Source organism: Burkholderia diffusa (genome assembly GCF_902499115.1).
Taxonomy (GTDB): Bacteria; Pseudomonadota; Gammaproteobacteria; order Burkholderiales; family Burkholderiaceae; genus Burkholderia; species Burkholderia diffusa.
Genome location: NZ_CABVPN010000034.1, coordinates 32,078 through 53,878 on the forward strand (window position 1 = coordinate 32,078; position 21,801 = coordinate 53,878).

Below are 21,801 nucleotides of genomic sequence, written 5' to 3' on the forward strand. Positions count from 1 at the left end.
GATGTACGTGCTGAAGCTGATCGCGCGCAATGCGCTGCGGCACCGGCTGCGCACGTTGCTGACCGTGCTCGGGCTGACCATCGCGGTGCTGGCGTTCGGGCTGCTGCACACCGTCGTCGACGCGTGGTACGCAGGCGCGGCCGCCGCGTCCAGCGGCCGGCTCGTCACGCGCAACGCGATCTCGCTCGTGTTCCCGCTGCCGGTCAGCTACGAGAACCGGATCCGCGGCGTCGACGGCGTGACGGCCGTGGTCCGCTCGAACTGGTTCGGCGGCATCTACCGCGACCCCAAGAACTTCTTCGCGAGTTTCGCGGTGTCGGAGAACTATCTCGACCTGTATCCGGAATTCATCCTCCCGGCGCAGCAGCGCGCCGACTACGACCGCGACCGCCGCGGCTGCCTCGTCGGGCGCCAGCTCGCGACGCAGTTCGGCTTCAAGGTCGGCGACGTGATTCCGCTGAAAGGCACGATCTACCCGGGCACGTGGGACTTCGTCGTGCGCGGCATTCTCGACGGCCGCGACGATTCGACGATCACGCGCCAGCTGGTGTTCCACTGGGATTACCTGAACGAGACGGTGCGCAAGCGGACGCCGAAGCAGGCCGACCAGGTCGGCGTGTTCGTGCTCGGGGTCGCGAACCCGGACGACGGCGCAGCGATCGCGCGAAACGTCGACGCGGTGTTCAAGAACTCGCTCGCCGAAACGCTGACCGAGACCGAGCAGGCGTTCCAGCTCGGCTTCGTCGCGATGTCGAACCAGATCATCGCGGCGATCCGCGTCGTGTCGTACGTGGTGATCCTGATCATCATGGCCGTGATGGCCAACGCGATGGCGATGAGCGCGCGCGAACGCACCGCCGAATACGCGACGCTGAAGGCGCTCGGCTTCGGCCCCGGCTTTCTCGCGCTGATCGTGTTCGGCGAATCGGTCGTGATCGCGGTGGTCGGCGGCGGGCTCGCGATGCTCGCGACACCGCCGGCCGCGAGCCTCTTCAAGCAGGCCGCGGGCGGCATCTTCCCGGTATTCAAGGTGTCGGCCGAAACGATGGCGCTGCAGGCCGCATGCTCGGTCGCGGTCGGCCTCGCGGCCGCGCTCGTGCCGGCGTGGCAGGCGGCGCGCGTGCGCGTGGTCGAAGGCCTGCGGGCGATCGGATAGGCGCATGGCCATTCCACTCACCTACATCGCGCGCAACCTGTGGACGCGCCGGCTCACCACCGCGCTCACCGCGGGCGGGATGGCGCTGGTGATCTTCGTGTTCGCGACGGTGCAGATGCTCGACGCGGGGCTCACGCAGACGCTCGTGTCGACCGGCGAACCGGACAACGCGGTGGTGATCCGCAAAGGCGCCGAAACCGAGATTCAGAGTGCGATCGACCACCAGCAGGCCAACGCGCTCGAGATGCACCCGGCTGTCGCGCTCGGCCCGGACGGCCGGCCGCTCGTGTCGAAGGAAGCGGTCGTGCTGATTTCGCTGGTAAAGACGTCGTCCGGCAAGCCGTCGAACGTCGTGATCCGCGGCGTGTCGCCGGCCGGCCTCGCGCTGCGCCCGCACGTGAAGCTCGTCGCCGGCCGCATGTTCACGCCCGGCTCGTCGGAGATCATCGTCGGCAGCGCGATCGCGAAGGGGTTCAGCGGCACGCAACTCGGCGACAGCCTGCATTTCGCGCAGCGCGACTGGACCGTCGTCGGCATCTTCGATGCGGGCGGCAGCGGCTTCGACTCGGAGATCTGGGGTGACGTCGACCAGTTGATGCAGTCGTTCCGGCGCACCAGCTACTCGTCGATGGTGCTGCGCATCCCGAGCGCCGACGGCTTCGCGCGCTTCAAGGCCGACATCGACGTCGACCCGCGCCTGACGGATGAAGCGAAACGCGAGCAGACGTTTTACGGCGACCAGTCGAAGGCGTTGTCGACCTTCATCAACATCCTGGGCATCACGCTGTCGACGATCTTCTCGATCGCCGCGATGATCGGCGCGATGATCACCATGTATGCGTCGGTCGCGAACCGCACCGCGGAAATCGGCACGCTGCGCGCGCTCGGCTTCAAGCGCATGAACGTGCTCGCCGCGTTCCTGCTGGAGGCGCTGCTGCTCGGCTTCGTCGGCGGTGTCGCGGGGCTCGCATCCGCATCGCTGATGGAGTTCGCGTCGTTCTCGACGACCAACTTCCAGACCTTCTCCGACCTGTCGTTCCGCTTCGTGCTGACGCCCGCGATCGTCGTGAAGACGCTGCTGTTCTCGCTCGTGATGGGGCTCGTCGGCGGCTTCCTGCCGGCGATGCGCGCCGCGCGGCTGAACATCGTCGACGCGTTGCGCGCGCAGTGACGCGCGCGGCCCCTCACGCCCGACGCTCGCGCGGCACCCACGCGCCGTGGAACCCGGCCGGCACGCGGCGCGGCAGGTGCACCGTCGCGACCGGCGCCGCGTCGATCGCGCGCGCATCGAGGATCACGACATCGCTCGTATCCGTCGCCGCGCGGTAGACCACCACCAGCAGCCAGCCGTCGTCCTCGTCGGTGCCGCCCGGGCGCGGCACGAACACCGGCTCACCGTTCTGGTCGCCGGCCGGCACCGCGTAGCGGGTCGTCGTGCCGCGCACGTGGTCGAAACGCATCACGCCGCGCATCTCGGCGTTGTTCGGCTGCTCGACCGCATACAGGTAGCGGTAGCGGCGCCCCGTCCGGCTTTCGTTGATGCGCGGCAGCTCGATGCCGCCGTCGGCCAGCGGCCCTTCGTCGATCAGCCCGTTCGCGGTATCGATCACGTAACGCCACAGCTCGCCGACCGGGTTGTCCGCGAAGCGGCCCGTGCGCGCGTCGAGCCGCAGGAACCACGGATAGCGCACCGCGTCGAGCACGATGCACGACGCATCGCAGTCGTACGCATTCACGACGTGCTGGATGAAGCACGGCTCGATGCCGAACCAGCGCACGTCGCCGCCGTGGCGCGGCATCACGCCGATCCGCGCGTCGCGGTCGTCGTGCCAGCGCAGCGGCATCCGGTGCCCCTGCTTCAGCATCGCGAAGTCGTAGCCGACGTTCAGGTCGAGCAGCAGGCTGCGGGTTTCGGTGATCGCGAGGTCGTGCATCATCGACGGCGCACGCACGTCGACGGCGAGGTCGACGCGCTGCACGCCCTGCGCATCCGCGACGCCGTAGCGCAGCCACGGCGCGCGCCAGTCCGCGTGAAACAGGATCAGTTCGCCCGTCACCGGATCGACTTTCGGATGCGCGGTCATCGCGCCGCCGAACGCCGTGTGCCGCGCGGGCGCACCGAGCGTATCGAGCGCGGCCGTGATCGCGAGCGGCGCGCCGCCTTCCGCCAGCGCGAGCAATTCGCCGGCGTGCTGCAGCACGTTCACGTTCGGATTCGTGTCGGGCAGGTGCGGCGCCTGCTCCGGCGCGTGCACATCGGCCCAGCGGCGCGTGCGCGCCCAGCGGTTCCGGTAGCCGGCCGCGCGGCCGCGTTCGAACGCGATCGCGTGCAGCATCGCCGCTTCCGGCCACCACGACAGCACGTCGTTACCCTCGAAACGGCCGCCCGGCGGATTCGGGCCATTGCGCAGCAGCGTGCCGTCGAGTTCGGGCGGGATCGTGCCGGTCACGCGCAGGTCGACGAGGTCGACTTCGTCGGCGACCGGCGCGATCGCGCCGCGGTTCAGATCGAACGTCGTCATCGCGTCGTCTGCTCCGTCAGCAGTCTTCGGTCGACGGCGGCAAATCGCCGCGCGCCAGCGCGAGTGCATGGTCGCGCACGTCGTCCGGCCAGCCGGCAATCAGTTCGGTCATCCGCTCGAGGTCGTTCGCATACAGCGCACGCGCGGCCTCCTCGAATCCGGGCAGGTCGCCCGCGATCGCCGACATGAAGTGGTATGCGCGCGTCTGCGCGTCGCGGCGCCGGTCGGCCGCCGCGTGCGTGCGCCGCGCGTCCTCGACCAGCTTGCGCAGCGCGACGGACGCGCCGCCCGGCTGCGCGGCGAGCCAGTCCCAGTGACGCGGCAGCAACGTGACCTCGCGCGAGACGACGCCGAGCTTCGGACGGCCGCGGCCGCGTTGTTCGGCCGCGCCGGCGGGCTCGGCGGGCGCGGATGCCTCGCCCGGCACTGGCGCGTAACGCGCACGGATATCGTCCGCCGTGCCGCGCAGGTCGAGGTCGATCGAGCGGCCGGTCGCGTCGTCGAAGATCACGATGGTGCCGGACATCGCATTGCCGGCCGCCTGACGGACCGCCACCGCCACCGTCGCGAGCGGGCCCGACGCGAAGCGCCGATGGCCATCGAACGCCGTGTAGGAAGGGAGAAGCATGGAGAGAGTCATCGTGGTTGCCCGTGGGCAGGAATCGGAATGACGCAATTTTTATCCGGGTATAAATCGTTGTCAATATCACCCGGGTAAAAAAGAGGCATGCCGATGCCATGGATCGATCCAATTCCTGAATCGATCAAGTCAGCAATTGGCATGAAAGCGCAATTTTCGCCATGACAGAATGATCCGGACGCCCCGCCTCCGGGCATCGGCGTCCGGCCCCCGGCCTCCGGCCGGCAAGACCACCACAAAAATCGCGCGCACCGACGCGCAGCCGCACGACGGCACCTTCCGCCCTTCGGAGGAGACAGTCATGAATCCGCTTCACGCATTGCCGGCGTCCGCGTCGGCAACGGCCCGGCGCACCCGCGTGCGCTGGCTCGTGCTGACCGTGCTGTTCGCGGTCACGACGATCAACTACGCGGATCGCGCGGCGATCGCGATCGCGGGCCCGGCGCTCGCCCGCACGATGCACCTGAGCCATGTGCAGATGGGCTTCATCTTCTCGGCGTTCGGCTGGTCGTACGTGATCGCGCAACTGCCAGGCGGCTGGCTGCTCGACCGCTTCGGCTCGCGCATCGTCTATGCGTTCAGCATCTTCTTCTGGTCGCTGTTCACGCTGCTTCAGGGCGGCATCGGCTTCGTCGGCGGCGCGACCGCGTTCGCGCTGCTGTTCGGATTGCGCTTCCTGGTCGGCGCGGCCGAGGCGCCGTCGTTCCCGGCCAACAGCCGGATCGTGTCCACGTGGTTTCCGGCCGCGGAGCGCGGCACCGCGTCGGCGATCTTCAACGCCGCTCAGTACGCGGCGACCGTCGTGTTCGCGCCGCTGATGGGCTGGCTCGTGCACGCGTACGGCTGGCAGTCGGTGTTCGCGGTGATGGGCGTGCTCGGCTTCGCGTTCGTGCTGGTGTGGAACCGCACGATGTACGACCCGAAGGTGCACCCGCGCATCAACGGCGCGGAGCTCGACTACCTCACCGAAGGCGGTGCGCTCGTCAACATCGACCAGGCGACCGGCGCGCGCGACGGCGGCCCGTCGATGCGTCACGTGAAGGCGCTGCTGAGGAACCGGATGCTCGTCGGCGTGTACGTCGCGCAGTATTGCATCAACGCCCTCACCTACTTCTTCATCACGTGGTTTCCCGTCTATCTCGTGCAGGCGCGCGGGATGTCGATCCTCAACGCGGGGCTCGTCGCGTCCATCCCGGCCGTGTGCGGGTTCCTCGGCGGGATTCTCGGCGGCATCGTGTCCGACGCGCTGCTCAAGCAGGGGCAGTCACTGTCGGTCGCGCGCAAGGTGCCGATCGTGATCGGCATGCTGCTGTCGATGTCGATGATCGTCTGCAACTACACCGATTCGCACGTGCTCGTGGTGCTGTTCATGGCGCTGTCGTTCTTCGGCAAAGGGCTCGGCGCGCTCGGCTGGGCCGTCAACGCCGATACCGCGCCGCGCCAGATCGCCGGCCTGAGCGGCGCGCTGCTCAATACGTGCGGCAATCTTTCCAGCATTACGACGCCGATCGCGATCGGCTACATCGTCGACCGCAGCGGCTCGTTCAACGGCGCGCTCGTGTACGTCGTCGCGCACGCGCTCGTCGCCGTGATCTGCTACCTGTTCGTCGTCGGCGAAATTCGCCGCGTCGAGCTTCAATGATGAACGGCGTGGGCTGCGCCAGTGCACCCAGCGGCCCGCACGCCACCTGAACCAGGAGCGAACCGATGTCCGAACCCAGCCGTGCCGGCACCCCGCGCGTCACGCGCATGCAAGTGATTCCCGTCGCCGGCCGCGACAGCATGCTGTTGAACCTGTGCGGCGCGCACGCGCCGTATTTCACGCGCAACCTCGTGATCCTCGACGACAGCAGCGGCCACACGGGTGTGGGCGAAGTGCCCGGCGGCGAAGGCATCCGACAGGCGCTCGAACGGATGACCGATCTCGTGGTCGGCCAGTCGATCGGGCGTTACCAGGCGACGCTCAACGCGGTGCGCGCGGCGCTGTCCGGCACCGCTGCGGGTGCGGGACGCACGATCCGGCACGAGGTGACGTCGGCCGGCGAGGCGGCCGTGCTGCGCCAGCCGCACGAGATCAACCTGCGGCTCGACAACGTGATCACCGCGATCGAGGCCGCGCTGCTGGACCTGCTCGGCCAGCATCTCGACGTGCCCGTCGCCGCGCTGCTCGGCGAAGGCCAGCAGCGCGACGCAGTGCCGATGCTCGCGTACCTGTTCTACATCGGCGAGCGGCGCCGCACCGACCTGCCGTATCGCGACGAGATGCACGCGGCCGATCCGTGGTTCCGCCTGCGCAACGAAGCCGCGCTCACACCGGCCGCGATCGCGCGGCAGGCCGAGGCTGCGGTCGAGCGCTACGGCTTCGTCGATTTCAAGCTGAAGGGCGGTGTGATGGCCGGCGCGGACGAGATGGAGGCGATCGCGGCGATCAAGGCGCGCTTTCCCGACGCGCGCGCGACGCTCGACCCGAATGGCGCGTGGTCGCTCGATGAAGCCGTCGCGCTGTGCCGCGGGCAAGGTCATCTGCTCGCGTATGCGGAGGACCCGTGCGGGCCGGAAGCCGGCTACTCGGGCCGCGAGGTGATGGCCGAATTCCGGCGCGCCACCGGCATCCCGACCGCGACCAACATGATCGCGACGGACTGGCGGCAGATGGATCACGCGGTGCGGCTGCAGGCGGTCGACATTCCGCTCGCCGATCCGCACTTCTGGACGATGCAGGGTTCGGTGCGGCTCGCGCAGCTGTGCCGCGACTGGGGGCTCACGTGGGGTTCGCACTCGAACAACCACTTCGACGTTTCGCTGGCGATGTTCACGCACGCGGCCGCGGCGGCACCCGGCACGATCACCGCGATCGACACGCACTGGATCTGGCAGGAAGGCGACGCGCGGCTCACGCGCGAGCCGCTCGAGATCGTCGGCGGCCAGGTGGCCGTGCCCGAGCGGCCCGGGCTCGGGATCGAACTCGACATGGCGCAGGTCAAGGCTGCCCATGCGCTGTACGTGCAAGTCGGCGGCACGGCGCGCGACGATGCGATGGCGATGCGGTATCTGGTGCCGGGGTGGACGTACGATCCGAAGCGGCCGAGTTTCGGGCGCGGGTGACGGCGGGGGGGGGGGGCGGACATGCGAAAAAACAAAAAGGGCTTGGCCTTGCGTGAGACAGGGAGCAAATCCTTGCACGCGCGAGGAAGCATATCTTTGCACTCCGACCGCGGAAATCAAAGGCCTCAGCAAACAACGAAGCCCGAACAGATGGAAGCAATTCTCTGTACTTTGTCCTAGCTGTGCTGGCAGCACCGATTTCGTTGCGCTTTGTACACGTGGCGTGGCGGTAGTGATGGCCCGCTTCTAATGCAAATTCCCAGTCGGTGCGGGTATGGCTGGGTGGAAGGATAATCAGTCGACACGCACTGCTGAGGTGCGCACTGGCCGCGCAGGCCAACCGCCATGGACCCATGGTATCGCTCGCGCTTCAGCGACCTGATCCGTCCTTGATGAAAATTATGCGTGGCCCACGATACAAATATGGGTATGTATGAGTTGACGTTTATTCATCGACAAGGCCCCCCAATATTCGTTTCACGCTTAACCACTCTGGATTTTTTCAATTCCTGATAAATCAAATGAGGACTCTCACCGTACAATCTCGCGGATAGCAAAAATCGGTATGGGCACGCGCGACACAATCGGTGTAATGGGCGGCGGATTATCGCAGCAAGATCGTCTTCTAAAACTGGATACGCCGGCAGGTCAGAATGTCCTGCTGCCCCATCCCGTTAGCGGGCGTTCGCGGATCGCCCGCGATTATCTCTTTCTGCTCGATTGCGTCTCCGCGTCCTGCGACGTTCAGCTCAAAACGCTGATTTCCTAGGCCGTGATCCTGTTGCGTGCGCACACATTTCGCGTCTAGGTCAACGGCAGTTTCTTGAACATGGACGCGAGCGGCGTGGTGAGCGGCACGACGGGCAAATTTACTGCGTTTGTGGCAGCCCGCGACCTGCCGGGCCCGAAGGATCAGATGGTTGATCTGTGGCCGAAGAAGATCTGTGTCGAATGCATGCTTAAGGCGGCCCGGGGTGGAGCAGCCCTGGTGCCCCGTTAAACCGTAGACCTATTCACGATGACAGACCGATTTTCCCGTTATGGGCGACGTACGATCCAGACCATCGCCCTTATTGCCGTGTTTGGCCTCGGCGCATGCGACAAGCATCCCGGCCCCGCGGCGCAACAACTCGACTTGTCGAACCTGCCAAAGCACTACGACACGCTTGGTGCGAGCTCCTTGACGCTGAACTATACCCCTTGGTACATCCATCAGTGGGGGATCGAGGGACCCGATGGGTCAGGGGTGGCAGGTGGTGGCCCCAATGTGTCACCAGCGACGGCTGACGATAAGCCGTCTGGCGGCGGTGGTGAAATGTGCTGCAGCAACATCCCTTCAGTTTGGCAGCCAGATCTGAGGCTGACGGTGCGCTGGCTGGTCTACAGGAAACAGGACCACACGACGAATTGGTACAAGGCCGAGAACGTCCGGATACCGAAATATGGGCGAGTCATGAGCGGATTGTGGGCCGTGTTCCTGCCGGGTGACCGCGTCCGTATCATGGTGGCCGATGGCCAGAGAGGCGACGCTAACGACCCAGGTATACGCCCCCCAGACAATGATCCATACATCGCTCAAGGGGTGGTGGATCAGGAATGGAACCGGTTATACCGTGACGGAGGAAGCACACAATGAGTCTCAAATGGGTCGACCCGATGCCCCAGGGGGACGTGTGGCGGGCAGCGCCACGGCGTTGAGGAAGGGGCGCGCGCTGGTGTGCGATGCGTTGATGTCCTGCCCCCAGACGCTCCACATCACGCTATTCTTTGACGGCACGAACAATAACGACTTGCCCACCAATCCGTTCCGGGACTCGCTTGTTCACACACATAGCAACGTTGTCCGACTCTACAACGCTGCGCTGGATAAGAACGAAGAAGGAGTATTTCGCTTCTATATTCCAGGCGTAGGTACGCCGTCCAAAGAGATTGGCGAGCTGACGTACTCGACTGATGGTAAGTCGATGGCAAAGGGTTTCGGCAACCGTTGTGTGTGGGGCTGAGGGTACCGGCGAAGGCTATGGCGGCGTCCACATGCCGCGTGCGGGCGAGGAGCTCCTGATCGGCCATATCGGCAACGACATCGACCGCCCGATTGCCCTTCACCGCGTGTACAACGGCGCGGCGAAACCGCAGCGGCATTCGAACGACCCGCTGTCCGGCTATCAGTCACGGGAGTATGGCGGCGGTGGCGGCTACAACCAGCACGTCATGGATGATTCGACCGGTCAGACGCGGATGCGGGTGATGAGTAGCCATGGCATGAGCAGCCTGCATCTCGGTCACCAGATCGTCCAGGACGGCAATACCTGGGGCGCCGATGTGGGTGCGGTTCAAGGTGATGCAGTACACCAAGAATAGCAAGGGCGCGCTGGAGTTGGAGCTGACGATTGCCCGCCGGCTCTATGGGCTGCCCTTCGTTCCGACATCCTGACGTTGCATCCGGGCTACTTCTCACTCGGTCAAGCGCGTTTCTACCTCTTCAGATTCGTATTTGACCTTGGTTCACCTTGCCCAGGGTGCTTTTGACTGTAGAATCGCGCAAGAGAGCCCGTGTCATATTAGTGACAATAAATAAGTAAGTAACGAAAAGTAATAAAGGGATGGAAATGGATGCGCAAGACATCGTGAGGGCGATTCAAGGGGGGGCTACTTCAGCAAGACCGTCTGCTGAAACTCGATACCCCGCTCGGGGATAGTGTATTGCTCCCCCAACGCGCTGTCGGCTGGTCCCGAATCGGCCGGCATTTCGACTTCACACTCGATGTCCTGTCAACGCGCAGCGACCTCAAGCTGAAAAAACTGATCGGGCAACCCGTTACGCTGTGGATTCAGCAGGCAGATCAGTCCTACCTTCCCCGAAACGGTTACGTCTATGCCGTGCGAAGACTGGGATCGGAAGGCGGGTTGACCAGTTATCAGATCTGTTTTGCGTCATGGATGCATTTCCTGAAGTTTCGCCGCGATCAGCGCATCTGGCAGGACAAACCCGTCGACGAAATCCTCAGGGACGTGTTCAACGCGCATCCGCCCGCGAAAGGCCGATTCGATTTCGCACTCTCAAAACCGCTTCCGCCGAGATCGTACTGTACGCAGTATGAGGACGATTGGAATTTCGTCCACCGGTTGATGGAAGAAGAAGGCCTGTTGAGCATCTGGAAACAGGCTGACGACGGCAAATCCCACACCCTGACCATCACGGATCATCTGGATACGTGCGAGCCGCTCGCGGCGCGATCAGTTCAATTCTCGAGATACGGCACGAACAGCGAGGTTGATGCGTTGGTTCACTGGTCCGGCGCGCGAACCCTCCATAGCGCCATCCTGACCACGCGCACATTCGACTATAAGTATCCGTCGCCGCTCGCCAATCCGAAGGGCACCAATATTCCAACGGTGTCGCAGGAGTTGCCGGACCAGTTGTAGATGTATGAGTACACCGGCCCCTATACGTATCTCGAGCAGGAACGTGGCGATCACCTCTCCAAGGTGCGCATGGAGGAATGGGAATCACGCGCAAAGCGATTTTATGGCACGGGCGGGTTGCGTGGCGTCGACGCCGGACGGTGGTTTGAGCTGACCGGGCACCCGGAACACGACCGCGAGCCTGGTGAGCGCAGTGAATTTGCCGTCATCGAAGCGGCGTGGCTGATCGAGAACAACCTGCCGGGATCGAGCCATCACGGCGATCTGCCGCATAGTCTGACTGGGAGATTGGCTGCGGCGAAAGCAAACTTTGGAGGGCAGCCTGCCTCCGGCCCCACGCATTTCGATGGCTCAGAGGGCTTCTTCCTCGTCGAGATCGAAGCGCAGCGCAAATCCGTGCCCTTCCGCAGCCCGTTCGAACACCGTAAGCCCGTCATGCAGATGCAGACGGCGACCGTGGTGGGTCCGCAAGGTCGACGCATTTATACCGACGAACTCGGCCGCGTCAAGGTGCAGTTTCACTGGGATCGGATCGGGCAACGCGATGAGCGGAGCTCCTGTTGGGTCCGCGTGAGCCATCCATGGGCGGGCGAGGGATTCGGGATGATCCATGTCCCTCGCATCGGTGACGAAGTTGTCGTGTCATTCCTGGATGGCGCGCCGGACCGTCCGATCATTACAGGGCGCGTGCCGAACGGCACTAACTTTGTGCAGTGGAAGCTCCCGGATAACCAGACGCTTTCAGGTCTGCGCTCTCGCGACCTCGAGGGCACGGCGGCAAATCAGGTTGTGGCCGACGACACGCCGGGGAAACCGCAGGTACAAGTTTCGAGCGACCACGACCAGTCACGCCTTGTCGTCGGGTACAACACTCGCATTGACGGCAACGCGGGGCGGGCCGAAGCGCGCGGTACCGGCTGGGAATTGGCAACGGATTCCTGGGGGGTGTTGCGCGCCAATCGCGGCATGCTGGTGACGACCGAGACGCGCGCGGGCGCGACCGCGGCGGCGAAAGACATGAGCGAGACTGTCGATCGACTCGGGAAAGCGCAGCAACTGCATGATGCACTCACGAAGATCGCGCAGCAGAGCGAGGCACAGGATGCTGACGGCCATCAGGCCGATCTCGTCAACACCATTGCGGCACAGAACGAACAGATCCGCGGCTCAGGCGCAAGCGGCAGCAATACGTTCCCGGAGTTGTCGGAGCCGCACTTGGTGATCGATGGCAAGGCCGGCGTCGAGATCACAACGCCAGCGACCGTGCATGTGGCGTCCCAGCAGGCCGCGATTACGACGGAAGGCCATATTGGTATTGCCAGTGGCCGCAGCTTCTTCGCGACGGTGCGCGACACCCTTCGCCTGTTCGCGCAGACCGGCCCGATGCACCTGGTGTCGGCGGCAGGCGACATCGTATTGAACGCGTTGACGAAGTCCATCGTGGCGCGGGCGCAGAAGCAGATCCTGCTGGAAAGCGAGGAGATCCTGCTGCGGGCGCACAAATTCCGCGTCGAGGTCAACGGCAGTTTCTTGAACATGGACGCGAGCGGCGTGGTGAGCGGCACAACGGGCAAATTTACTGCGTTTGCGGCGACGCACGACTTGCCGGGCCCGAAGGACCAGATGGTTGATCTGTCGCCGAAGAAGATCTGTGTCGAATGCATGCTTAAGGCGGCCCGGGGCGGAGCAGCCCTGGTGCCCCGTTAAACCGTAGACCTATTCACGATGACAGACCGATTTCCCCGTTACGCGCGACGTACGATCCAGACCGCCGCCCTCGTTGCACTGTTTGGCCTCGGCGCATGCGACAAGCATCCTGGCCCCGTGGCGCAACAACTCGACTTGGCGAACCTGCCGAAGCACTACGACACGCTCGGCGCGAGTTCCTTGACGCTGAACTACACACCTTGGTACATCCATCAGTGGGGGATCGAGGGACCCGATGGGTCAGGGGTGACTGGCGGTGGCCCTAATGTATGGCCGGCGGGAGCGGACGGCAAGCCGTCCGGCGGTGGCAAGGAAACTTGCTGCAGTGACATTCCGACAGCATGGCAGCCGGATCTGAGGCTGACGGTGCGCTGGCTCGTTGACAAGAAGCAAGACGGGAAGACACCGGGGTATTGGTACAAGGCCGAAAACGTTCGGATACCGAAATATGGGCGAGTCATGGGCGGCTTGTGGGCCGTGTTCCTGCCGGGTGATCGCGTCCGCATCATGGTGGCCGATGGCCAGAGAGGCGACGCTAACGACCCTGGCATACGCCCCCCGGACAATGATCCGTACATCGCACATGGGGCGGTGGATCAGGAATGGAACCGGTTATACCGTGACGGAGGAAACGCGCAATGAGCCTCAAATGGGCCGACCCGATGCCTCAGGGAGGGCGTGTGGCGGGCAGTGTCACGGCGTTGAGAAAAGGGCGCGCGCTGGTGTGCGATGCGTTGATGTCCTGCCCCCAGACGCTCCACATCACACTGTTCTTTGACGGCACGAACAATAACGACGTACAGACCAATCCGTTGCGGGATTCGCTCGTTCGTACACATAGCAACGTTGCTCGACTCTACAACGCAGCACAGGATAAGAACGAAGAGGGGATTTTCGCGTTCTACATTCCCGGTGTAGGTACTCCGTTTAAAGAGATTGGCGAGCTGACGTACTCGACTGATGGTAAGTCGATGGCAAAGGGTTTCGGCAGTCGTTGCGTGTGGGGCTATACAAGGGTACTGAATGCCATTTACAAGGCCATTGCTACGGATAAAACCCGGATCCTGATTCCCGATGACAAAGCCAACGACATTTGCGCAGCCGTAGCCGATGGCCACAAACTCCCGCTGGTCGGCTGCACCGATCGGCTGGGTCTCGCCCACAAGCAGGCCGTCGATGAGGGACGATATCCGCAGACGGTCAAGCAGATCTGGATCAACGTGATCGGCTTCTCGCGGGGGGCGGCATCCGCGCGCGTGTTCGTGAACAAGCTGATGAATGAATGGGCACCGAATGGGCGGATTGGCTATCAGACTGGCAAGTATGCACTGAACTACAAGGTCAACTTCGTCGGTCTTTTCGATACGGTTGCCTCCGTCGGACCACCCGACTCGACGCGCGCAACCGTGGACTTCGGCGCATTCGACGGGCACTTCGCATTCGCTGACGACGGCCGGCTTAATATCCCGAAGGATGTGCGATTTTGTTATCACGCGTTCTCGGTACATGAGCAACGCATGAGTTTCCCGCTTGACTCGATCCGCAACGGGGACAGCTACGGTGGCGGCATTCGTGAAGAGGTGGCCTATCCAGGCGTCCATTCAGACGTGGGTGGCGGTTACGCCCCCAACGAACAGGGCAAAGGAGGAGCCACGTCGAAAGCGAATGACGACAGCCACAAGCTAAGTCAGATCCCGCTGCACGATATGTACCTGAAGGCGGCCTCGTATGGTGTGCCGCTGGTGGATAGTGATTCGATAAGCAAACGCGCAGATCTCGTTGCCGACTTCGCGCTGGCCCCGTCACTGATTGATGCGTTCAATGCGTGGCGCAAGACCGTCGAGAATGTCAGCAGCGTAGAAGACGCGCTGAAGGTCGGACTAGGTCAGATGTTGGCATGGCGAACGCTGCGTGCGGATATCGGCAATCCGCAGCGCTATGTCACCGGACAGCCATTCTTCAAGCGCGCCCACGAAGACCAGATGACGCCGCACAAGGTTCAGCAGGCGCTCCCAAAGGCGGCAGAGAACGATGCGACGATGAAGAAACTGCAGTCGCAATACGATCTCCTTCGGGCAAATGCTATGACATCGTCGATCGGCGGATACGCGTCGTACATGAGCTCGACACCACAGGTGAAGGTGATTCGCGAGGCAATGGATCGGCGCAACGAACAACTGGCCGGCGCGGTGGCTCATCCCGGGGTCAATAAGCCCAAGCCTGCGCGTCCGGGGGAAGGACCGCTGGATGTTGCGACCAATGATCAGACCGACCTGCGGCAGGGCGCGGAAGAAATGCGGCTGCTTCTGGGGCACCTGTATCCAGACCAGTGCGAACGGTGGCAGGTGAAGCGCACGGAACATCGTCCGGTGGTGATTCCCGGCGGCGAAATGATCAAGGTGCCGCCAACTCTTGTTGTCGCGCACGATCAACCGGGGAGCGACTCTCCCTGCGTCACACTTGCGTATAGCGGAATATTGCTCAACTCGACCTGGTCGACGATTGTGCAACATTATCGAGTGCAGGACGACGTGATGGCTGCGCCATTGCCTGGCGTGGAATCATTCCTGCGCCAGCATACGTCGCCCGACGCCGTGAACAAGTTGCCCGCGGCCGCCATCACCCTGTTTGACGACTACGTGCACGACAGCCGCTGCTGGTTCCGGATACCGTATTTCCATGAATATGCACCTGGGGGATATGGTTTCCCGCGAGTCATATTTGCAGGCGGGGACAATCGCAAGGCCTATCTCGGCCTCGCATCAAACGCTTCGCAACTGGACCTCGGCACTGGCCAAACCCAAGCCGGCTGGGCGTGACGTGGGCTGGAAGCCGCTAACCTGGATTTTCGATGGAACTACAGACTACGTCCCCGCCAGCGCGCCTGATGGGGTTGATCGACGCGGCGGTGTGTCCGCCGAAAGTCGTGCCTTTACTCGAACGCGCCGGCGTACCGTTCCGCTCCGTTTTCGCCGGGCTGCCCGAAGAAGAGCTCGGACCCACTTCGCTGTTCTTGGTGCCGGTGAGCGACACGGATGCGGACTGGTTTGCGGAGCTCGATCAACTCGACCTTCAAAGTCCATGTCTGTCGTTGATCTGGAGCCGGGTCGAAATGGATGCGCTGGTCACGCACCTGCAAGCGTTCCTGTTTGCGGACATTGGCGACAACATGACCGCTATGGTCCGGTTCTTTGACCCGCGTAACACCGGGGTGGTCTTTGACGCATGGGGCGAGCAGGTTTGCGCCATGTTCATGAGCCCGATCGAGCAGTGGATGTATCGGGGGCGCCACAAGGAGTGGCAGCGCATCCAAAACGATTCGACCTCCAACGCGCGGATATGCCGCTCCGTCATGGTCCAGCTCGAGCAGGCTGACATTGACCTTCTCACGGCACACACGGAGCCGGACGAGATTCTTGCAGCACTGATCGAGTCCGGTGATGCCAACGGCGATCGCCCTTATTTTGACCGATTTGAGGACTTCATTCCCCGATACCACCGCGCGGTGCAGTGGGGAATCAGTGAGCCAGGGGATCGGCTAGTTTTCTGCCAGTACACCTACCTGTACGGCATGGATTTTGATCGGCATCAGTTTGTTCATGATCTGCTGACTCAGCGTCAGCAGTCGCACGAATTGTTCGGCGTCGCCATCGCCCGGGTCCCGATGAACGTCTGGGCAGAGGTTGAGAGACCGGCGGCGCGCGACGCAGGGCCCGCGCCGCAGTCAGTCACGCTATAAGGGGGGGCAAGATGGCATTACAGATGATCGTGGTCGGTGATGAAACTTCGCACGGCGGGCGAGTGATCACCGGTTCGGAAACCCACAGCATCGACGGCAAAAAGATTGCACGCCTGCATGACCTCGTGGACTGTCCAGAAAAATATCCGGACGGGCGACCGCACGGCATCAACAAAATCATCGAGGCGCATCCGACGGTGACGATCGATGGCCAGCGCGTCGCGTTGCACGGCCATCACACCGAGTGCGGGTGCACCTTGATTGGCAGCATGACCGCCCGCGTCGGCGACTGAACCAACGACGTCCGAAGCGGACCTCGTATGGCACAGACTTGATTTTTTCGTTATCGACGTCGGGGCATCCTTGATCTAAGAAACTACGACACACGCAGACTCCGCCGAACCGTTCACAGTCCCTTCCTCCCCTCCACGAATCTTCGAGGAAGGCCATGAATTGGACATCTTCGGCGATCGGCTCGACACGCGGGACCTCTTCAGCTTGTGCATTTAGTCACGCCGCCGAACCCGCGGTTGTGGGGTTCGAGTCCGCCATCAGCAAAGCTGAGCGATCACGGGACCGTAGCCCTTGCGGCGAACGCGGGCCTGCCACTGTAGATCGCCTCGACGGGTGATAGATGCCATTCACTGCTCCTCAAGTGCTGCGTCCAAGGCTTCGACAGCCCGAGTGGCGCAAATTTGGCGCAATAAATCGAATCTACCAAAGAAAAAGGGCCTAGCCATCGGCTAAGCCCTTGATTCTATTGGTGGAGCGGAGGAGGATCGAACTCCCGACCTTCGCATTGCGAACGCGACGCTCTCCCAGCTGAGCTACCGCCCCAACAGTCTTTAATCATACACACGCATTTCCGCGCTTGGCAATAGGGGTTCCGTCACCCCGGCGCGTCACTTTGACGGCGCGCCGGCCAGCACCCATTCGACCACGGAACGCAGCTCCGCGTCGCTCATGCGCGGATGCGCCGGCATCGGAATCGCGCCCCAGACGCCGGAGCCACCGTCCTTCACCTTCTTCGACAGCTTCGCGACGGCCTGCGGATCGGACTTGTAGCGGGCGGCGATGTCCTTGAACGACGGACCGACGAGCTTGCGGTCCACTGCGTGGCAACCCATGCACGCGTTGCCGCGCGCGACCTTGAGGCCGTCGCCGACGTCCGCCTGCGCCGTGCCGAGCGCACCGGCTGCGAGCGCCGCGGCTGCGGCGCCCTGCACCATCCATTGCCTGATCTTCATTTGCGTCGACTTCATTGCGGCGTTGCCTTCGGGTTGCCCGGGTGCACGCTCGATGAATTCGAGATCGGTGCCGGCGGTTGCAGCGGCGTGGACTGGACCGACGCATCGGGCACCGCACCGACGGTCGCGGCATCCGCAGGCGCGGCGGCGGCCTGCGCACCAGACGCGCCGCTCGGCGACGCGGCCTGCAATGCCTGCGCGTCCTGCGGCTGGATGTACTGGAACACCTTCACGACCTTCTCGACGCCCGGCACCTGGCTGGCTGCATCGGCGCCGCGATTGCCTTCGTCGACCGTCACGAGCCCCATCAGGTAGACGTTGCCGCGCTCGCTGACGACCTTGTAGTAGTTCGCCGACAGCCCCTTCGTCGCGATCAGCTCGGACTTCACGCGCCCTTCGAGGTACGAGTCGTTCGCGCGCGACGACAGCGACGACGACGGCTCGACCGACAGCTCGTTGACGATGCCGTTCACGTTGTTGATGCCGCGCACGATTTCCTCGGCGCGCTGCTTCGACGCGTTGTTCGGCACTTCGCCCGTCAGCAGCACGCGGCGGTTGAACACCGTCACGTTCACGTGCGACTGATCCGGCAGCCCGTTGTTGATTTGCGAGAGCGACTTGACCTGGATCTCGCGATCCTCCGTCTGCGCGCCGAGCGTACGGCGATCGGTCGCGATCAGCGCGCCGCCGCCGGCCGCCGCCCCAAGCACGCCGAGCACGCAGCCCTGCAGGGACATCGCGAGGCCCGCCGTCAGCGCGGCGAGCAACGTGGTTCTGACGAGCGTCTGTTTGACGCGACTTTGATTCATCGACGGCTCTCCTTCGTTCAATCCTCACCCAGCAGCATCGCGTCGATGCCGTCGCACAGGCAGTGGATGGTCAGCAGATGGACTTCGTGGACGCGTGCCGCACGCGAGGCGGGCACGCTGATCGGAATATCGGTGTCGGACAGCGCGGCCCCGACGGCATGGCCGTCGCCGCCCGTCAGCGCGACGACGGTCATCTCGCGCTCGTGCGCCTCGTCGATCGCGGCCAGCACGCGCGGCGACGCGCCGCTCGCGTCGAGCACCAGCAGGATGTCGCCGGTCTGCCCGAGCACGCGCACCTGCTGCGCGAACAGCTGATCGGCGGCGACTGCCCCCGTGAGACCGCCCTGCGACGCATCGGTGGCCAGCGCAATCGCGGGAAGGCCCGGACGCTCGCGCTCGAAACCGCCGACGAGCGACACGGCGAGGTAGTGCGCTGCGGCGGCCGACGGGCCATCCCCGCATGCGACGATCTTGTTGCCGTTCGCCAGCGCGGCGAACATTGCGTCGACCGCGGCCGCGATCGGCAACGACAGCGCATCGGCCGCTTCGGCGTGAAGCGCGGCGCTGTCGCGGAAATGTTGCTGAATACGTTCGACTGACATCGATTCCTGGTGAACTGGGCGCGCATGGCACGCAGCGCGCAACGTCATGGGTGCGGCGAGTTTACCGCACTCCGGCACCCTCTCCGGGGGTATGACAAGAACTCTTTACATCTCGTCACAGCTCGCGGCTACGCGTCGTCGGCACGAAATGCATCGCGCAGCCACTCGAGCCGACCCGCCTCGAACGCAACGACGTCGAAACGGCATGCGGCACCCGCGCCGTGCCGCGCCCAGAAATGGAGCGCGGCCGCGACCAGACGCCGCCGCTTGCGCAAGCCGACGCTCGCGGCCGCGCCACCATGCCGGGCGCTGCGCCGCGCGCGCACCTCGACGAACACGAGCGTGCCGTCGGGCGTGCGCATCACGAGGTCGAGTTCGCCGCCGCGCATCGTCACGTTCGCCGCGACGAACGCGAGACCGCGACGTTCCAGGAACTGCCGCGCCCGCTGCTCGAACGTCGCGCCAATCGATCTTGATCGCGCCGTGCCGGAAAAGTTGCCGCCGCCGGTCGGCAAATCGCGCTTGTTGCCCGGCGCGGCCGGCGCCGCGTGGCACAATGCCGTCCTTGTTCCGCCTGCGCCGCGATTGCGCGCATTGCCTGCCATGACTGCCCTCCTCGAACTCGCGCAAACGCAGCACTACCCGGACGCCGCGCTCTATGTGGTCGCAACGCCGATCGGCAACACCGCCGACATCACGCTGCGCGCGCTGCACGTGCTCGGCCTGGCCGACCGCATCGCGGCCGAAGACACCCGCAACACGGGCCAGCTGCTGGCCCGCTACGGCATCTCGAAACCGCTCGTCGCCGTGCACGAGCACAACGAGCGCGAAGCCGCGCTGCGCGTGATCGAGCTGTTGCGCGCGGGCGAACGCGTCGCGTACGTGTCGGACGCCGGCACGCCCGGCATTTCGGACCCCGGCGCGCGGCTCGTCGACGCCGTGCGCGCGGCGGGCTTCCCTGTGATTCCGCTGCCGGGCCCGAGCGCGGCCGTGACCGCGCTGAGCGTGGCGGGCGACTGGGCCGGCGCGTTCACGTTCGCGGGCTTCCTGCCGCCGAAGCCAAAGCAGCGTGCGAGCGCGCTGCAGGCGCTCGTGCGACACCCGTACGCGCTGGTGTTCTACGAAGCGCCGCACCGGATCACGGACACCGTCGCCGCCCTCGCTGACGCGTTCGGCCCGGCGCGCCGGCTGCTGATCGCACGCGAGCTCACCAAGCTACACGAGCAGCTGTTCCAGGGCACCCTGGCCGAAGGACAGAGCTGGCTCGCCGGCGATGCGAACCGGCAGCGCGGCGAGTTCGTCCTCGTCGTCGAAGGCGCGCCGGCCGACGTCGGCGAAGCCGACGACACCGCGCACGACGCGCTGCTCAAGCTGCTGCTGGAAGAAGTGCCGGTGAAGAGCGCGGCGAAGCTCGCGGCCGCGCTGACGGGCGCATCGCGCAACGCGCTGTATGCGCGCGCGCTGGCGCTGAAGGAAGGCTGACGCGCGAGCGCGGGCGGCACCCGCCGCCCGGCACGCGGAAACGAAAAAGGGCTGCCCGAAGGCAGCCCTTTTGCATGTGCGGACGAACCGCCGCGTTACTTCGACGACAGCGACGCAAGCATTTCGTCGCGCGCCTCGCGCGCTTCCTGCGGCGACAGCCCTTCGATCTTCACGCGGCCGGTGCCGGCATGCACGAGGCCGATCATCTTGGCGGCCGCGTAAGACAGGTCCAGCACGCGGCCGCGCTTGTACGGCCCGCGATCGTTGACCTTCACGACGACCCACTTGCCGCTCGACGCGTTCGTCACCTTGATGTACGACGACAGCGGCAGCGTGCGGTGCGCGGCGGTCAGCGCGTTCATGTTGAAACGCTCGCCGTTCGCGGTGCGGCGGCCGTGGAAATCCCGGCCATACCACGATGCCCGGCCCGTCTGGCGGAAGTCGGACACGTCCTTGCCGTCGATCGGCTCGGCGTCCGCCAGCGACGACTTCTTCGCGTCCTTGCTGTCGGCAGCCGGCATCGATGCCAGCGCGGAATCGAAATTCAGTTGCTGCTTGTCGTCGTCCGCTTTCGCGGCAGCGGCCGTCTTGTTGACCGCGTTCTTCTGGTTGGCGCTGCCGGTGGTCTGGCTGGATGGCACCGCACAGCCCGTCAGCGCGAAAAATAATGCAATGGTCCCGAATCGAGTCGGAAAACGAAAGTTCATCGACGTGTCGCCTTCTGGTTCGGGCCGCACCGATACAACGCTGCTCAACAACGCAGATACGCGGCCCGGACGGCAAATGCGTGCACGCCCCGCTCGGCCAAGCGAGCAGGCGGCTAGCATGGGCGCGGCTTTCGTCTGTGCCGCAACCGTCCTGATTAGTTTTCACGTCTGGCGCAACCTGTCCCCGGCAGCCTGACCAGACCCCACATGCCGCCATCGAACATGGCTATCACGTTCGCGCGCGTGGCGTACGGCCAACGCACAGGAACGGCGGCACAGGCCTCATCCGGCGGAGCGGCAGCAGGGCCGCAGAACGGGCGCGCAGCACCCGGCCGGACAAGACGTGAGCACCGAATGCTCGGTGCTGGATACACCGCCGGACTCCCCGGCGGTCGATGCTTGACGGTGAATCCGACACCCCTTTTTTAACGGGGCCGAAACACCAGCGAATTGCGTGAAATTCACGCGCAATGGGCCGCATTATACATAAACCAAAAGCCCGGCTAGAAAAGCGCCCCTTCCGGACCATTGATTCTCACTATGACTGTAACAATCGGCATGCTCCGGGATTGCCCGGAACCGCGCACCCGACGCCGCGCCGCAGGGCGGGCAGGCAGCGCGCGCGACCGGTACAATCGCTCCTTTTAGCCGCCGGTGTC

19 protein-coding genes, 1 tRNA gene and 2 pseudogenes are annotated in these 21,801 nt (G+C 64.4%); 14 read left to right on the plus strand and 8 right to left on the minus strand.

Translation table 11 applies throughout. The features are described 5' to 3' along the window. Window position 1 precedes the first annotated feature (1 nt). Both BTE28158_RS28200 and BTE28158_RS28205 read left to right on the plus strand, forming a co-directional pair. Window positions 2-1,156, plus strand: a complete 1,155-nt coding sequence (locus BTE28158_RS28200; RefSeq protein ID WP_059607762.1) for an ABC transporter permease — start codon at window positions 2-4, stop codon at window positions 1,154-1,156. A 4-nt stretch (window positions 1,157-1,160) separates the two neighbouring features. Next, on the plus strand, window positions 1,161-2,327 hold the full coding sequence (locus BTE28158_RS28205; protein WP_059607761.1) for an ABC transporter permease: 1,167 nt from the start codon (window positions 1,161-1,163) through the stop codon (window positions 2,325-2,327). 13 nt (window positions 2,328-2,340) lie between these two features. Here the strand turns inward: BTE28158_RS28205 and BTE28158_RS28210 are convergent, their stop codons facing one another. Both BTE28158_RS28210 and BTE28158_RS28215 read right to left on the minus strand, forming a co-directional pair. Further along, entirely contained in the window at window positions 2,341-3,678 is a 1,338-nt protein-coding gene (locus BTE28158_RS28210; RefSeq protein WP_151052698.1) for a carotenoid oxygenase family protein, read from the minus strand. Window positions 3,679-3,694: 16 nt separating this feature from the next. Then, on the minus strand, window positions 3,695-4,318 hold the full coding sequence (locus BTE28158_RS28215) for a DUF2239 family protein (protein ID WP_174920199.1): 624 nt from the start codon (window positions 4,316-4,318) through the stop codon (window positions 3,695-3,697). A 301-nt stretch (window positions 4,319-4,619) separates the two neighbouring features. Between BTE28158_RS28215 and BTE28158_RS28220 the strand changes: the two genes are divergently transcribed. The 11 genes and pseudogenes from BTE28158_RS28220 to BTE28158_RS28270 all read left to right on the plus strand — a co-directional run bounded on the left by BTE28158_RS28220 (window position 4,620) and on the right by BTE28158_RS28270 (window position 16,588). Further along, complete coding sequence (locus BTE28158_RS28220; protein ID WP_124628566.1) at window positions 4,620-5,960, plus strand: MFS transporter; 1,341 nt, start codon at window positions 4,620-4,622, stop codon at window positions 5,958-5,960. Between the two features lie 65 nt (window positions 5,961-6,025). Then, window positions 6,026-7,423: an enolase C-terminal domain-like protein gene (locus tag BTE28158_RS28225; protein ID WP_151050100.1), complete on the plus strand. Its 1,398-nt coding sequence runs from the start codon at window positions 6,026-6,028 to the stop codon at window positions 7,421-7,423. Between the two features lie 565 nt (window positions 7,424-7,988). After that, window positions 7,989-8,192: a hypothetical protein gene (locus BTE28158_RS28230; protein WP_239007172.1), complete on the plus strand. Its 204-nt coding sequence runs from the start codon at window positions 7,989-7,991 to the stop codon at window positions 8,190-8,192. A gap of 249 nt (window positions 8,193-8,441) precedes the next feature. After that, on the plus strand, window positions 8,442-9,059 hold the full coding sequence (locus BTE28158_RS28235) for a DUF3304 domain-containing protein (RefSeq protein ID WP_151050102.1): 618 nt from the start codon (window positions 8,442-8,444) through the stop codon (window positions 9,057-9,059). Window positions 9,060-9,066: 7 nt separating this feature from the next. Further along, window positions 9,067-9,426 (plus strand): T6SS phospholipase effector Tle1-like catalytic domain-containing protein, encoded by a 360-nt coding sequence (locus BTE28158_RS28240; RefSeq protein WP_239007173.1) that lies wholly within the window; start codon window positions 9,067-9,069, stop codon window positions 9,424-9,426. Then, window positions 9,392-9,754 (plus strand): annotated as a pseudogene (locus tag BTE28158_RS28245) (type VI secretion system Vgr family protein); the annotation flags it as partial. The gene BTE28158_RS28240 and the pseudogene BTE28158_RS28245, both read left to right, overlap by 35 nt. Window positions 9,755-10,032: 278 nt before the next feature. Next, a pseudogene (locus tag BTE28158_RS28250) lies at window positions 10,033-12,556 on the plus strand (type VI secretion system Vgr family protein). 117 nt (window positions 12,557-12,673) lie between these two features. Continuing rightward, window positions 12,674-13,198, plus strand: coding sequence for a DUF3304 domain-containing protein (locus BTE28158_RS28255; RefSeq protein ID WP_420868014.1), 525 nt, complete (start codon window positions 12,674-12,676; stop codon window positions 13,196-13,198). Then, a complete protein-coding gene (locus tag BTE28158_RS28260; RefSeq protein WP_151050106.1) occupies window positions 13,195-15,375 on the plus strand; it encodes a T6SS phospholipase effector Tle1-like catalytic domain-containing protein in 2,181 nt (726 codons plus the stop codon). Before BTE28158_RS28255 ends, BTE28158_RS28260 begins: the two co-directional genes overlap by 4 nt. A 32-nt stretch (window positions 15,376-15,407) precedes the next feature. Next, window positions 15,408-16,295: a DUF4123 domain-containing protein gene (locus tag BTE28158_RS28265; protein WP_151050108.1), complete on the plus strand. Its 888-nt coding sequence runs from the start codon at window positions 15,408-15,410 to the stop codon at window positions 16,293-16,295. 11 nt (window positions 16,296-16,306) lie between these two features. Further along, window positions 16,307-16,588 carry a PAAR domain-containing protein gene (locus BTE28158_RS28270; protein ID WP_006761785.1) on the plus strand — a complete coding sequence of 94 codons (282 nt, stop codon included), beginning with the start codon at window positions 16,307-16,309 and terminating at the stop codon, window positions 16,586-16,588. A gap of 468 nt (window positions 16,589-17,056) precedes the next feature. On the opposite strand, the gene BTE28158_RS28275 is transcribed toward BTE28158_RS28270, so the two are convergent. The 5 genes from BTE28158_RS28275 to BTE28158_RS28295 all read right to left on the minus strand — a co-directional run bounded on the left by BTE28158_RS28275 (window position 17,057) and on the right by BTE28158_RS28295 (window position 19,510). Then, window positions 17,057-17,132, minus strand: a tRNA-Ala gene (locus tag BTE28158_RS28275). A 65-nt stretch (window positions 17,133-17,197) separates the two neighbouring features. Continuing rightward, window positions 17,198-17,557: a c-type cytochrome gene (locus BTE28158_RS28280; RefSeq protein ID WP_124905320.1), complete on the minus strand. Its 360-nt coding sequence runs from the start codon at window positions 17,555-17,557 to the stop codon at window positions 17,198-17,200. Further along, a complete protein-coding gene (locus BTE28158_RS28285) occupies window positions 17,554-18,351 on the minus strand; it encodes a BON domain-containing protein (RefSeq protein ID WP_059601873.1) in 798 nt (265 codons plus the stop codon). Before BTE28158_RS28285 ends, BTE28158_RS28280 begins: the two co-directional genes overlap by 4 nt. A gap of 17 nt (window positions 18,352-18,368) precedes the next feature. After that, entirely contained in the window at window positions 18,369-18,953 is a 585-nt protein-coding gene (locus BTE28158_RS28290) for an SIS domain-containing protein (protein ID WP_059601875.1), read from the minus strand. A 128-nt stretch (window positions 18,954-19,081) separates the two neighbouring features. After that, window positions 19,082-19,510, minus strand: coding sequence for a YraN family protein (locus BTE28158_RS28295; protein WP_174910515.1), 429 nt, complete (start codon window positions 19,508-19,510; stop codon window positions 19,082-19,084). 46 nt (window positions 19,511-19,556) lie between these two features. Between BTE28158_RS28295 and rsmI the strand changes: the two genes are divergently transcribed. Next, window positions 19,557-20,435 carry a 16S rRNA (cytidine(1402)-2'-O)-methyltransferase gene (rsmI, locus tag BTE28158_RS28300; RefSeq protein WP_059601879.1) on the plus strand — a complete coding sequence of 293 codons (879 nt, stop codon included), beginning with the start codon at window positions 19,557-19,559 and terminating at the stop codon, window positions 20,433-20,435. A gap of 95 nt (window positions 20,436-20,530) precedes the next feature. Here rsmI and BTE28158_RS28305 read toward each other — a convergent pair whose 3' ends face one another. After that, on the minus strand, window positions 20,531-21,142 hold the full coding sequence (locus BTE28158_RS28305) for a septal ring lytic transglycosylase RlpA family protein (RefSeq protein WP_124628615.1): 612 nt from the start codon (window positions 21,140-21,142) through the stop codon (window positions 20,531-20,533). Window positions 21,143-21,801 lie beyond the last annotated feature (659 nt).

Bases quoted from the DNA above. Each gene is read 5' to 3' on its own strand.
- BTE28158_RS28205 (WP_059607761.1), top strand. From the start codon at position 1,161: ATGGCCATTCCACTCACCTACATCGCGCGCAACCTGTGGACGCGCCGG.
- BTE28158_RS28215 (WP_174920199.1), bottom strand. From the start codon at position 4,318: ATGACTCTCTCCATGCTTCTCCCTTCCTACACGGCGTTCGATGGCCAT.
- BTE28158_RS28230 (WP_239007172.1), top strand. From the start codon at position 7,989: ATGGGCACGCGCGACACAATCGGTGTAATGGGCGGCGGATTATCGCAG.
- BTE28158_RS28290 (WP_059601875.1), bottom strand. From the start codon at position 18,953: ATGTCAGTCGAACGTATTCAGCAACATTTCCGCGACAGCGCCGCGCTT.
- BTE28158_RS28235 (WP_151050102.1), top strand. From the start codon at position 8,442: ATGACAGACCGATTTTCCCGTTATGGGCGACGTACGATCCAGACCATC.
- BTE28158_RS28285 (WP_059601873.1), bottom strand. From the start codon at position 18,351: ATGAATCAAAGTCGCGTCAAACAGACGCTCGTCAGAACCACGTTGCTC.
- BTE28158_RS28260 (WP_151050106.1), top strand. From the start codon at position 13,195: ATGAGCCTCAAATGGGCCGACCCGATGCCTCAGGGAGGGCGTGTGGCG.
- BTE28158_RS28200 (WP_059607762.1), top strand. From the start codon at position 2: ATGTACGTGCTGAAGCTGATCGCGCGCAATGCGCTGCGGCACCGGCTG.
- BTE28158_RS28305 (WP_124628615.1), bottom strand. From the start codon at position 21,142: ATGAACTTTCGTTTTCCGACTCGATTCGGGACCATTGCATTATTTTTC.
- BTE28158_RS28210 (WP_151052698.1), bottom strand. From the start codon at position 3,678: ATGACGACGTTCGATCTGAACCGCGGCGCGATCGCGCCGGTCGCCGAC.
- BTE28158_RS28280 (WP_124905320.1), bottom strand. From the start codon at position 17,557: ATGAAGTCGACGCAAATGAAGATCAGGCAATGGATGGTGCAGGGCGCC.
- BTE28158_RS28270 (WP_006761785.1), top strand. From the start codon at position 16,307: ATGGCATTACAGATGATCGTGGTCGGTGATGAAACTTCGCACGGCGGG.
- rsmI (WP_059601879.1), top strand. From the start codon at position 19,557: ATGACTGCCCTCCTCGAACTCGCGCAAACGCAGCACTACCCGGACGCC.
- BTE28158_RS28225 (WP_151050100.1), top strand. From the start codon at position 6,026: ATGTCCGAACCCAGCCGTGCCGGCACCCCGCGCGTCACGCGCATGCAA.
- BTE28158_RS28240 (WP_239007173.1), top strand. From the start codon at position 9,067: ATGGGTCGACCCGATGCCCCAGGGGGACGTGTGGCGGGCAGCGCCACG.
- BTE28158_RS28220 (WP_124628566.1), top strand. From the start codon at position 4,620: ATGAATCCGCTTCACGCATTGCCGGCGTCCGCGTCGGCAACGGCCCGG.
- BTE28158_RS28265 (WP_151050108.1), top strand. From the start codon at position 15,408: ATGGAACTACAGACTACGTCCCCGCCAGCGCGCCTGATGGGGTTGATC.